General features: G+C 42.9%; 13 protein-coding genes. 8 read left to right on the plus strand and 5 right to left on the minus strand.

The annotated features are described in order from the left end of the window. Nucleotides 1-107: 107 nt before the first annotated feature. The 4 genes from HEQ19_22425 to HEQ19_22440 all read right to left on the minus strand — a co-directional run bounded on the left by HEQ19_22425 (nt 108) and on the right by HEQ19_22440 (nt 3,158). Entirely contained in the window at nt 108-425 is a 318-nt protein-coding gene (locus HEQ19_22425; protein ID WYM01854.1) for a 4Fe-4S binding protein, read from the minus strand. 2 nt (nt 426-427) lie between these two features. Continuing rightward, complete coding sequence (locus HEQ19_22430) at nt 428-592, minus strand: hypothetical protein (GenBank protein ID WYM01855.1); 165 nt, start codon at nt 590-592, stop codon at nt 428-430. A gap of 31 nt (nt 593-623) precedes the next feature. Next, complete coding sequence (gene nifB, locus HEQ19_22435) at nt 624-2,066, minus strand: nitrogenase cofactor biosynthesis protein NifB (protein WYM01856.1); 1,443 nt, start codon at nt 2,064-2,066, stop codon at nt 624-626. Nucleotides 2,067-3,011: 945 nt separating this feature from the next. Further along, the gene (locus tag HEQ19_22440) at nt 3,012-3,158 is read right to left on the minus strand and encodes a hypothetical protein (protein WYM01857.1); all 147 of its coding nucleotides are present in this window, start codon (nt 3,156-3,158) and stop codon (nt 3,012-3,014) included. A 773-nt stretch (nt 3,159-3,931) separates the two neighbouring features. On the opposite strand from HEQ19_22440, the gene cysE reads away from it, so the two are divergent. The 8 genes from cysE (at nt 3,932) to HEQ19_22480 (ending at nt 9,613) form a co-directional block, all read left to right on the plus strand. Further along, entirely contained in the window at nt 3,932-4,708 is a 777-nt protein-coding gene (gene cysE / locus HEQ19_22445; GenBank protein WYM01858.1) for a serine O-acetyltransferase, read from the plus strand. Next, nucleotides 4,698-4,943 (plus strand): Asr1405/Asl0597 family protein, encoded by a 246-nt coding sequence (locus HEQ19_22450; protein WYM01859.1) that lies wholly within the window; start codon nt 4,698-4,700, stop codon nt 4,941-4,943. The genes cysE and HEQ19_22450 overlap by 11 nt, the downstream gene beginning before the upstream one ends. Before the next feature lie 310 nt (nt 4,944-5,253). Continuing rightward, on the plus strand, nt 5,254-5,451 hold the full coding sequence (locus HEQ19_22455; GenBank protein ID WYM01860.1) for a DUF2949 domain-containing protein: 198 nt from the start codon (nt 5,254-5,256) through the stop codon (nt 5,449-5,451). A 489-nt stretch (nt 5,452-5,940) separates the two neighbouring features. Further along, nucleotides 5,941-7,074: a homocitrate synthase gene (nifV, locus tag HEQ19_22460; protein WYM01861.1), complete on the plus strand. Its 1,134-nt coding sequence runs from the start codon at nt 5,941-5,943 to the stop codon at nt 7,072-7,074. Beyond that, complete coding sequence (locus HEQ19_22465) at nt 7,061-7,348, plus strand: nitrogen fixation protein NifZ (protein WYM01862.1); 288 nt, start codon at nt 7,061-7,063, stop codon at nt 7,346-7,348. The genes nifV and HEQ19_22465 overlap by 14 nt, the downstream gene beginning before the upstream one ends. Beyond that, entirely contained in the window at nt 7,323-7,526 is a 204-nt protein-coding gene (gene nifT / locus HEQ19_22470; GenBank protein ID WYM01863.1) for a putative nitrogen fixation protein NifT, read from the plus strand. The genes HEQ19_22465 and nifT overlap by 26 nt, the downstream gene beginning before the upstream one ends. A 194-nt stretch (nt 7,527-7,720) precedes the next feature. Beyond that, a complete protein-coding gene (locus tag HEQ19_22475) occupies nt 7,721-8,260 on the plus strand; it encodes a (2Fe-2S) ferredoxin domain-containing protein (GenBank protein WYM01864.1) in 540 nt (179 codons plus the stop codon). 777 nt (nt 8,261-9,037) lie between these two features. Then, nucleotides 9,038-9,613 carry a Uma2 family endonuclease gene (locus tag HEQ19_22480; protein WYM01865.1) on the plus strand — a complete coding sequence of 192 codons (576 nt, stop codon included), beginning with the start codon at nt 9,038-9,040 and terminating at the stop codon, nt 9,611-9,613. Nucleotides 9,614-9,886: 273 nt separating this feature from the next. Here HEQ19_22480 and HEQ19_22485 read toward each other — a convergent pair whose 3' ends face one another. Next, nucleotides 9,887-11,278, minus strand: coding sequence for a 1-acyl-sn-glycerol-3-phosphate acyltransferase (locus tag HEQ19_22485; protein ID WYM01866.1), 1,392 nt, complete (start codon nt 11,276-11,278; stop codon nt 9,887-9,889). Between the last annotated feature and the right edge of the window lie 57 nt (nt 11,279-11,335).

Here is an 11,335-nt window from a genome sequence, read left to right on the forward strand (position 1 = left end):
GGTAGGAACTTTTAAGTTCCGTGAAACGATTGTGTGGCTTGGGCCACATCGGTAATCTTCCAGCGGTTCGGGAGTAAGCGGATATGATATAACCCACATTCCGCTTTTTAGTTTGATAATATAAACTTCTGAGAATAACAGTTAAACCAACGCTCCCAATAATCTTGTTTATTGGTTAACTTAGCTAAAGAGCGGTTGTAGTTGGCAAACCAACCCTCCCAATAATCGCTGGGCTGCTTAACGCAACCATCGCAGGTGGGGCAACCGGCTTGACATTGAGGCACTGTATAAATACTACCAACGCAGTTTGTGCAAAGTTCGGGGTCAATCCAACGATTTCCGTCAACTACTTTAATTGCGCCAGTGGGACATACAGACAGACAAAGATCACAGGAAATACATTGGCTAGTAATTTTGTAAGCCATGACTATTCTCCTTGTTGGGGATTGGGGATTGGGCATTGGGCATTGGGCATTGGGCATTGGGCATTGGGCTTTGGGCTTTGAGCTTTGGGCTTTGAGCTTTGGGCTTTGGGCTTTGAGCTTTGGGCTTTTTGGTCTGGATGCGCTATGCCCCATGCCCCATGCCCCATTCCCCATGCCCCATGCCCCATGCCCCATGCCCTATTTCCCTAATCCCTCTACATATTGCTGGTAAAAGTCCAAAGCAACCTTCTCAATCACGTCGTAAGCTTCAACAGTCTGTATGCCAGCTTTGTGCAATTCTTCTTTGGGACAGTTCCCAATTTTGGAGACTAAAACCGCTTTGCAATCTGCGATCGCTTTAATAATGTTGTCGAGTGTGGCTTCTTCTCCAAATCCACCTTGGCAATAGTGGTCAATCTTGCGATGACTGACAAACCGAACTTCGTTACCTTCAACTTCGTAAACTTGGAATTCCTTCGCATGACCGAAGTGTTGGTTAACTAATCCGCCACCTTTGGTTGCGATTGCAACTAAGATTTTGGGACTGTTGGCAAGTTTCTTGCCCGCTTGTGCCTTTTCTTTGGCTACTTTAAGTTCTTGTTTAAATTTCTCGATTCCTTCGTGAACTTCTTGGCGTTTTTCCAAGTCATATTCGGGAGCCATTTCCAAGAATTTATCTTTAGTAAATTCCTGGCTGCGGTCTTCTCCTAATAATCCTACCGCATCTGCTCGACATTGGCGGCAATGACGCATCATTTTCATGTTACCGGCGCAATTGTCTTGAACTGCTTTGAGTTCTTTGGGTGAAGGACCACGCTGACCGGTTAAGCCGAAATGTGTGCCGTGTTCTGGTGCAGAAATCAGCGGCATAATGTTATGTAGAAATGCGCCATTCTCACGAATAAATTTATTCACTTCCACCAAATGCTGGTCATTAATTCCCGGAATCATTACCGAGTTGACCTTGCATAAGATGTCGGCTTCTTTGAGGGCTTGCAATCCTTCGATCTGTTTTTCGAGGAGGATTTTAGCACCTTCAACGCCTTTGTAGCGCTTGCGCTTGTAGTGAACCCAAGAATAAATCTGAGCGCCGATTTCTGGGTCTATGGTGTTAAAAGTAATAGTTACGTGATCTATATTTAATTGTTTGATGCGATCAATGTATTCAGTTAGCATCAAACCGTTGGTTGAGAGACAAAGCTTAATATCTGGTGCTTTGTCAGCAATCAACTCAAACGTGCGGAAAGTCTTTTCTGGATTCGCCAGTGGATCGCCAGGACCTGCAATTCCCAAGACAGTCATTTGGGGAATTTTGCCTGCAATCACCAAAGCTTTGTGGGCTGCTTCTTCTGGGGTTAGCAGTTCGCTAACTACTCCAGGGCGACTTTCGTTAGCACAATCATATTTGCGGTTGCAATAGTTGCATTGAATATTGCAAGCTGGTGCAACTGCAACGTGCATTCTCGCATAGTGGTGATGGGCGTCTTCGCTGTAGCATGGATGCTGGGCGATGCGTTGTTTGAGTTTTTCGTCCATTTCCACGGTGGCGCTGCTGTCGCATCCGCAACCACCTGATTTTGCTTGGGTAATGGTAGGTTCCTGATTCTCAGAGGTGAGGAGTCCTGTAGCCGGTAGTGTCATTGAATTTCGCAAAAGGTCGGTGGACTGGATGCCGAGAGATGCCGTTGCTACTCTTGATGCCTGGGAATCGAAGTCGCGTCTTATACTCTGCCCGCGTTTAGTTACTCTCTCTGCCGGTGAAGGCAGATCAAAGCAGAGTAGGCAGGCTATACAATCCTTGATTTTCGGCTGGTGTGTGTCAACTTTTGGGTCGTGGGTAGAATTTATGCGTACAGCCGCGACTTCTCTTCACGTAAGGCATGGTGCTATCTCATCCCTCCATTCACTTTTTGCTTCGTTTTGTGTTGGAGCATTCAGTGATTGGCGATAAAAGATTTATATCAGTTGTTCCCCAGGTCAACGACATGTTTCTCAAGGATAGAATTTATTGGATTTATTAAGCTTGTACTCAAAATCTTAAATGCTAATTCTTCATGGTTTACAAGAATTAGCAATTTTTTTTCCGGGTAGGGGTTCTAGTATTTTCTAGTCAGGGTACGAGTATTTTTGGACTGGGGTGCAGGATTTATTTGTACTCAGTTGAAACCCAATACCAAAAAGGGTTTAAGGTCTATTTAAGCTAGTTTTTAGGCATTTCGCGGCTGTACTCAACTACCCCCTAAATCTTGCCCTGAACAACCATTGCTAGGGAATTAAAGGGGGAAAAACTGGAGTAGGCTACGATGTGCTACTCCAGATACGTGCGAAATTCAATTCTGTATCCAACATATCATTTTTTTTAGGGAAAAAATGTAATTCATATTTTTTTAATTTTTGTGATTGTGATGACATTCAAATTTGCTTAGAATGCTTATCTGATGGGAAAGACAAGCCTCTGCCAGGATATGAATAAATGGCGACAAATTGGATTTGAAAATATTTAATTTTTGTTTCTTTCTTCCCAAGCTCTGTAGATAAATACCTACTGTGAACAGGGGCAATAGTTCCAGGCAGCCATCACCAGAATCAACCTGGTAACGAGTATGAGTTATCGGGTAAGGTCGAACCCAAGATATTAACTTCAGGTGGCTTGTTGGGGCTGGTGAAGGCATTGTGGCTACCTTGTTTATCCTTTGGCGTGTACCAGAAACTAAGAGCAGAAATTTTGTTCATGAATTGACTTTATTTCTCATTTAGTTTCCGACCTCCGGCACATTAATCCTAACTAAGGTTTTTGCCTTAAAGCGAAAATCGCAACTTTTCGTAAAATATATTTGCAATTTTTGGCAATTTTTGGCTACGACTATTTTTATGGTCAAATTATTTACATTTATATTACAATTTCCTAAATATTAAAAGGGTAGGGGCGCAAGGCCTTGCGCCCCGGAAGATCATTGAACCACGCCAAAAACCCTTATCTTGCCGTGCGATGAGGGGTTAAACCTACCATTCGCGAGCGGTATCCTTTGATAAATCGGAGATCTGAAGCTTTTGAGTATTTAATCTCATCCAGAAGACAAACCATAAAACAAGATGAAGAAACTGCATTTTTTGCTAGCAAAATAATACAATAATAAACGTAGCTGGAGATACAGAAAGGTCATTTGTCGCCTCGTTGACTGCATTTTTCAGCACAGCTGAGTACAGCTTAATATATCTCAAAATATCTGGCTGATATGCCTGCAAAGTCCCAAAGGCTAAGGGTTTTGAGGTGAGTACACAAATGCTTAACCCCCTACCCCAGAAATGCTAGTACCCCTATCTTTCAAAGCTAGCACCCCTACCCCTAGATTAATTGTAAATTGGGCTGCTATCGAGGTTAGGGGCTTTGAGTACAGCCTTAATCATTCCAATAAATTCAATAGACATCCAATTTACTGTGGGCTTGGGAGCTACCTGATATAAGCAGAAAAATAACACACGCCTCTCTTAACCAGACAGTACCGATGCAACAGTCATTAGACAGTATCAGGAATCCAAAGTCAGCAATCAAGCCGGATTCTGCAAATATATCTTTGGTCGAAAATCTAGTTTCCGGCATTTTTTTTGAGCCATTATTGAGTGATTTTCGCATCATTTTTGAGCGCGATACAGCAGCACGTAATTGGCTAGAAGTGGTGTTTTGCTACCCTGGATTTCACGCCATCTGTTTGCATCGTCTCGCTCACTGGTTACAATGTCGGGGAGTAGTTTTCGTTCCCCGTTTAATTTCTCATCTGGGGCGATTTTTGACGGGAATTGAAATTCACCCAGGTGCAGAAATTGGAAAAGGCGTGTTTATTGACCACGGCATGGGTGTTGTTATTGGCGAAACTGCTATAGTAGGAGACCATACGCTAATTTATCAGGGCGTTACTCTCGGCGGTACAGGGAAAGAAAGTGGTAAGCGCCATCCTACAGTAGGTCAAAACGTTGTTGTCGGCGCGGGTGCAAAAGTTTTAGGAAATATTCAAATTGGCGATCGCGTCCGTGTTGGTGCTGGTTCGGTTGTCTTGCGCGATGTCCCCGCAGATTCTACGGTTGTGGGAATTCCCGGACGAATTATTTCCCGTAAACAGAAAGATCCACTTTCTCCCCTAGAACACGCAAAGTTACCCGATGTCGAAGCTACCGTAATTCGCTCCTTGTTATCCCGCATTGAACAACTCGAACAACAACTGCAAAACTTAAAAGTTAACAGTCAACAGTCAACAGTTATTGGACAACTGACAAATGACAAATGACTTCTTAGGCTATCAAGTATTGCAGATTCCTGTGAGCGATCGCTGGCTAATTTATCGCCGATTACAAGAGTTAAAAATTAAGTGTTCCTGTCCCAGTGATGGTTCTTTGCGGGTACAGGTGAATAGTTCGGTAGAAGCAATTCTTATCCGCAGCACGCTTATGCAATTTCTCGCTTCTCGCCAAGAATTACTCGATTGGTTAGAGCGTTGCTGGGATACCAATTATTTTTACTGATTTCTTTTCTCTTGCTTTGTACTAACAGTTTCTATCAATATCAAAGTGTAATGATATTATCTGGAGTTAATTCCAGCCTGATATTAAGTAAGTCGGCGCGAAAAAACAAAACTATATTACGAAACGTAAATATGCCCCACATGCTTACCAATGACCAATGACGAAGAACGCCAGTATGGTTCAATAGGCGACCTACTTATATAAAGGTTTCCTGACATATCCCAGCAATTAAAAATGCGAAATTACCCAGCGAAAATGGGAATTTCAAATCTTTACTTCTTTTCTGCACCAAGAAGTTGAAAATTAGATTATGGTAATCCGTAACAGCAATATAGAATTACTCAATTTTTTGCAAAATGAACTCAAACTTTCTACAGCAGATATTTCTGTCGCCCTCCGACACCGGGAGTTAAAAAATGGACCTTTACCGATGCTTCTCTGGCAATATGGTCTAGTTGACTTACAGCAACTTGAGCAAATTTTAGATTGGCTAGACGAGCAAATTTAGTCATTAGTCATTTGTCATTAGTCATTTGTCATTTGTCATTAGTCATTTGTCATTAGTCATTTGTCATTTGTCATTTGTCATTTGTCCTTTAGCAATAACCAATGACTTTGATTTGTTTCGATTGCAACTGACTGAAAAATAAGACACCATCCCTAACCCCTCCACCACGAGATAGAGGGGAAGCGCGAACTTTTTTTCATGTGTCCTGGTGTACGCAGTTGATGATGGCTATTTACTCGAAAACATGTCAATTGACAAGGGTTCAGAGCATTTGTAATTTATACCTGATTTTTGTTCGCTTTCATACAGATATAATTGCATTGTTTCAGTCATAATGAAATATCAAGAATCGTGAGTTATGAGATTCTTTAGCATTTACCGTTTAATTTCAGAATTTATATAAGCATTTACCCTTACCAGGTATTGCATTCCTATTGGTTTGCAATCAAGAACGATATTAAGAATAATTCCCATAGAGAGTTACTTGAAATGAGTCAAATCCTAATTAATGACACTACATTACGTGATGGCGAACAAGCCGCTGGTGTTGCTTTTAACTTAGAGGAAAAAGTAGCGATCGCACAATTTCTCGATGCTATCGGCGTCCCGGAATTAGAAGTTGGTATCCCAGCGATGGGAGAGGAAGAAATAAGAGCGATTTCGGCAATTTCTAACTTAGGTTTAGAAGCTAAACTCCTAGGCTGGAACCGCGCTGTGATGTCAGATATTAAGGCTTCTATCGCCTGTGGTTTACAGCGGGTACATATTGCAATTCCTGTCTCTGGTATCCAAATCGCCGCCAAATTTCATGGACAATGGCGGGTAAGTTTACAAAAACTCAAAGATTGCGTCAGTTTCGCCGTTGATAGCGGTCTTTGGGTAGCAGTCGGGGGAGAGGATTCTTCAAGAGCTGATGAAAACTTTCTCTTAGATGTAGCGCTTTATGCTCAAGACTGGGGTGCATCGCGGTTTCGTTTCTGCGATACCGTCGGGGTTCTTGATCCATTTACTACTTACAATAAAGTCAAGCGATTATCCTCAGCTTTGATGATTCCCCTGGAAATCCACACCCACAACGATTTCGGTCTAGCAACTGCTAATGCCCTTGCTGGTATTAAAGCAGGAGCATCATCAGTAAATACCACCGTTAACGGCTTGGGTGAAAGAGCAGGTAATGCAGCTTTAGAAGAAGTTGTCATGGCCATCAAACGCATCTACGGTATAGATTTGGGTATTGACACTCCTCGCTTACTAGAACTATCTCAAATTGTCGCATCCGCATCAGGTTGCAATGTACCACCCTGGAAAGCAATTGTGGGAGAAAATACCTTCGCTCATGAATCTGGTATTCATGCTCATGGCGTGCTACAAAACCCTGTCACCTACGAACCATTTGCTCCAGAAGAAGTCGGTTGGGAACGGCGTTTAGTAATTGGTAAACATTCTGGTCGCCATGTAGTTTCTAACGTTTTAGAACAGCACGGTATTTTTCTAGACTCGGAAGAAACCCAATTTGTTTTAAACGCTGTGCGCCACACATCCATCGAGAAAAAACGCAGCTTGACTACAGAAGAACTGCTGAATTTAGTACGAGAACAGAGGTATTCTCATGCAACCCGATGAATTAGAAGTTGACTTACCACCCGTTTTTGAAATTGGCGAAAAAGTCCGACTTCGTAAGCTGGTGAAAAATGATGGTACATTTCCCGGTCAAGAAATTGGGGTAGTTTTAGCGAGAAAGGGAGAGGTTGGTTACGTTGCTAGTATCGGCACATATTTGCAGCGGTTTTATATCTATGCTGTGCATTTCTTGGACACGGGGTTTGTCATCGGTTGTCGAAAAAAAGAACTAGAATCTGTTGAGGAAACGCATGAAAGTAATGCTGCGGATGAATGATGCTGGACATTTGGTTGTTTACGTTGCTAAAAAAGACCTTGAGGAAGAAGTAGTCAAACAAACAGACAGCGATGCAGGGAAGGTTTTAACATTAGCAAATGGTTGGGAACTGGAATTTACCAATTTACCAGAACCCCAAAATTTACCCCAAACTGTAGAAGCTAAACGCCTCTCGTAATTAGAGTATTGAACCACATATATTGTAGGGGCACGGCACTGCCGTGCCCCCGACCGCGTGGTATATTTAACTGACTCCTCACTCCTCACTCCTCACTCCTCACTCCTCACTCCTCACTCCTCACTCCTCACTCCTCACTCCTCACTCCTCACTCCTCACTCCTCACTCCTCACTCCTCACTCCTCACTCCTAACATGGGCGAAAAATATCTGAAGTTGTCGGAATTGAACTTTGAGGGACAATTTCTGGGTTTTGTAGGCGATAAACCCCAAAAATTTAAATACATGCATTTGGCGACTCCATCCGGAAAGGTGAAAATTAAACTTTCTCAGGAATTGCGCGTTTCTGTTGGTTTATCTTTAGTACCTGGTGAACAAATTCGTGTTGATGGTATTTGTAAGTTAAACCCGCAAACAGGTAAAATTAAACTCAAGGCTGATGGAGTGCAACAAGTTGGATTTTGCCCAATTCAAAATTTGCCATCCCAACCTAAAGCTAAGATTCAAATTTGTCAAAAATCTGGTTGCCTCAAGCGGGGTGGTAAAGGATTATTATCAGATTTAGAGAAGACTTTGTGCGATCGCGGTTTGTTAGACAAAGTGACAATTGAGCATACCGACTGTCAAAAACGCTGTAGCAGCGCACCTAACTGTATATTACATATTGGTAAAAAGCAATATAAAAAAGTCCATCCACAGGCGATCGCATCTTTGTTAGAAAATCACTTTGCTTAACCGGAGTGTAAATTGTATCAAGTGTTACAAAAATTATAACGTTTGTTCATAACGCTACGACATTTGTTCATAACGCTACGACATTTGTTCATAACGCTACGACATTTGTTCATAACGCTACGACGTTTGTTCATAACGCTACGACATTTGTTCATAACTTTAGTATCGTAGGGTGCGTTAGGATGAAATCCGTAACGCACCATCATCGCCGTACCCTGACAATATATGTGGTTATTGCTGGAAAACTACTGTAAGATACAAATAACTCTGCATTCCCGTAGTTGTTGTCAGCAACCCAGCCCTTAAGGGACTGAGCTTGTAAGAGAAATCAAGCAAGCTGTGCTGACCAGACCACCCTGAGCGTAGTCGTTCGCGTGAGCGTCTCGAAGAGAAGGGTAGCCGTTATTTGAGTCACGACACCCCGGAATGCGAAGCTAGTTCCCCGCTCTGTCGCTAGTTGTTAAACAGTCTTAAGGTCACTGAGACAGTGCTGCTAGCCTAACAAGCTCTTATAACAGGTCGAAGCTAACATCACCCCGAAAGGGAGGCTCTTGGCTGCGCCACGCTGCGCGAACTGAGCGAAACCGTTATGCGTACAGGGTTGTGGAATTTGGAATGGTAATTGTCCCATTGAAAGTGCAATACAAAAGCACACCAAATCGAACAACTCCAAGGCGGTAACAGATGAACAAAAAAGACTGACTGCGGTTAAAACCCCCCGTGCGGTTTCCCTCTCAGCACTAAAGTCACTGAGTTTCCCACATCCCGCGAGGTTCTATGAGCCTGACCACTGCTAAACGCTTCACCATAGATGAATATCACCGTCTCATAGAACTCGGCTTCTTTGCGGAAGATAACCGAGTTGAGCTAATCAAGGGTGAAATCGTCAATATGGTAGCCAAAGGTACACCGCATTCTGTTTGTGAAACTCTTTTATTTAGAGATCTGATCAAGCTTTTGGGAGATCGCGCTCTAGTAAGAGGACAACAACCAGTTATCATCCCTGAATACAGTCAACCTGAACCAGATTTAGCGATCGCTCGTAATGTCGATGATAACTACCTTTCTGCTCATCCCAGCCCAGAAGATATATTATTGTTAATTGAGATTGCCGATTCTTCTTTAAAATATGACCAAGAGGTAAAATTACCGCTTTATGCACAAGCGGGTATCTCTGATTATTGGATATTTAATTTAGCCGATAATTATCTGGAGTGCTACACCGAGCCTTATCAATATTTGCAAAGTAAATTTGGTTATCGCCGCAAGTCGATTTTTCTGCCTAATGAATCTGTTAAATTACCATCTTTTCCTGATTTAATTCTAGATTTATCTAAAGTGTTTCCAGGTTGATGCTGCGCTTCCGGTTTACAGCCATTTTCCGCTAAGTAGACCACTCTGTAGGGGCGCAAGGCCTTGCGCCCCTACGAGGATCTGTGGTTCAGCCCAGAGGGGTTTTGATATTTGGCGCAAAAGGTTGATTTTTCAATGCTTCCGGTTTACAGCCATTTTCCGCTAAATAGACCACTCTGTAGGGGCGCAAGGCCTTGCGCCCCTACGAAGATCTGTGGTTATTGCGCGAAAATTGCTGTAAATTGACACCAATGGGCATTGCCGTGCCCCTACTTACCCATTACCCTTGACAATCAACCCTTCCAGCGCCTGCTGTAAATCATTTGTCAAATCAATCACAGCCTGTCTGGCGCCCAAGCGACCTCCTTGATAACAGGGAAAACGCTGAGAAACAGATAACGGATCACCCACTGTAAGTTTAACTCGTTGCTGACCCAATCGGGGACGGGGAAAAGTTTTTTCACCCTTGAGTTTAGCCATCATTTGCCATAAAATTAAAGTAGTTTCCGCAAATCGTTCTGCTGTTGGTTTTTGTCGAATATAATTGCCAGAAACTGCCACAAAACTTTCTACTAATCGCATGTGCCACATCCGAGAATTTGCTTCCTCCGCAATGCGATTACCTAGCGCCCTTTCTATAGGAGATAATGATTTTATATCCTTATACTCTTCTCTAAATATATAATTCCAACCAGCTTGTTCTACCCGGCGACAACGGTCATTCCATTGTCCCTTTGATAGTAAACCAAAATATTGCTCTGATATTTGTAGTGCGACATTCATCAAAGCTTGTAAACGAACTGCTAAAGCTTCATTTCTATCGCTGATTTCTCCAGAGGTAATTTTGCTATCTGGCAGTTTTTGATGATAAAATCGCGTGTAAAATTGTTCCATCAAAGACAGCAAATGTTCTGCTAAAGTCAATAATCGGGGATATAGCGACTCTAATGTAGGATTACCTTGTCCAGCTGCATTCACAGGTAAACCAGCAGACCCTTCTAACTCACCCAAAAGCTGGGCGATCGCATTCCAAGGAGGATGAACGTAACTATATTTAATCCCAACTGGTACAATTAAAACTTGCTCAGAGCGTCCTGCTTTGAGCAAATCTTCCGCACACCAAAAGCCTAATTGGGCAATTCCAGGTTCTAAGGGGCTGATAATCTCCGATAAACTATTGGTAGCACCTTCTGGCGCCGCCGCTATCGGGAATTTTCCATTGGCGAACAAATCTCGCGCCGAACGTAATCCCGTCCAGTCAGCCTTACCCCGCTGAATGGGAGTACCCCCTAAACGAGAAAGAACCCAAGTGATATGGCTACCAGCCCATAGAGGAATGCCGCGATCATAGATAAAATGAGCATGGATCGGAGACTCTAGCCCTATGTTCCGCTCTTGTGCTACCTTGGGCACGAGTTGAGACAGCAAATAGCCCAAAGAATATGGATCTTCCGTTTGCGGATGGCGAAATGCTAGCAAAAAACGGATTTTATTATCCTGAAACTGGCGATAAAGATCCGCCAAAACCTCCACGTTGTCTGCTTCAATTTGAGTAATCGCTGTTTGCCACTTAATAAAACTCGGTAGCAACAGATGGACAAATCGTAGAAACAACGGGTTAAACGCCGGAGGAATAAATTCTAGGGGGGGTTGTGGTTGATACATGATAAATAGGTGGGCAAAAATAAAGTGTACAGGCGTTGGTCGTCATTTGTCATTTGT

The sequence above is a fragment of the Gloeotrichia echinulata CP02 genome (genome assembly GCA_038087035.1).
Lineage (GTDB): Bacteria > Cyanobacteriota > Cyanobacteriia > Cyanobacteriales > Nostocaceae > Gloeotrichia > Gloeotrichia echinulata.

What these genes read in the sequence shown, in the direction of transcription:
- HEQ19_22425 (WYM01854.1), bottom strand. Translation starts at nt 425, where the DNA reads ATGGCTTACAAAATTACTAGCCAATGTATTTCCTGTGATCTTTGTCTG.
- HEQ19_22430 (WYM01855.1), bottom strand. Translation starts at nt 592, where the DNA reads ATGGGGCATGGGGCATGGGGCATAGCGCATCCAGACCAAAAAGCCCAA.
- nifB (WYM01856.1), bottom strand. Translation starts at nt 2,066, where the DNA reads ATGACACTACCGGCTACAGGACTCCTCACCTCTGAGAATCAGGAACCT.
- HEQ19_22440 (WYM01857.1), bottom strand. Translation starts at nt 3,158, where the DNA reads ATGAACAAAATTTCTGCTCTTAGTTTCTGGTACACGCCAAAGGATAAA.
- cysE (WYM01858.1), top strand. Translation starts at nt 3,932, where the DNA reads ATGCAACAGTCATTAGACAGTATCAGGAATCCAAAGTCAGCAATCAAG.
- HEQ19_22450 (WYM01859.1), top strand. Translation starts at nt 4,698, where the DNA reads ATGACAAATGACTTCTTAGGCTATCAAGTATTGCAGATTCCTGTGAGC.
- HEQ19_22455 (WYM01860.1), top strand. Translation starts at nt 5,254, where the DNA reads ATGGTAATCCGTAACAGCAATATAGAATTACTCAATTTTTTGCAAAAT.
- nifV (WYM01861.1), top strand. Translation starts at nt 5,941, where the DNA reads ATGAGTCAAATCCTAATTAATGACACTACATTACGTGATGGCGAACAA.
- HEQ19_22465 (WYM01862.1), top strand. Translation starts at nt 7,061, where the DNA reads ATGCAACCCGATGAATTAGAAGTTGACTTACCACCCGTTTTTGAAATT.
- nifT (WYM01863.1), top strand. Translation starts at nt 7,323, where the DNA reads ATGAAAGTAATGCTGCGGATGAATGATGCTGGACATTTGGTTGTTTAC.
- HEQ19_22475 (WYM01864.1), top strand. Translation starts at nt 7,721, where the DNA reads ATGGGCGAAAAATATCTGAAGTTGTCGGAATTGAACTTTGAGGGACAA.
- HEQ19_22480 (WYM01865.1), top strand. Translation starts at nt 9,038, where the DNA reads ATGAGCCTGACCACTGCTAAACGCTTCACCATAGATGAATATCACCGT.
- HEQ19_22485 (WYM01866.1), bottom strand. Translation starts at nt 11,278, where the DNA reads ATGTATCAACCACAACCCCCCCTAGAATTTATTCCTCCGGCGTTTAAC.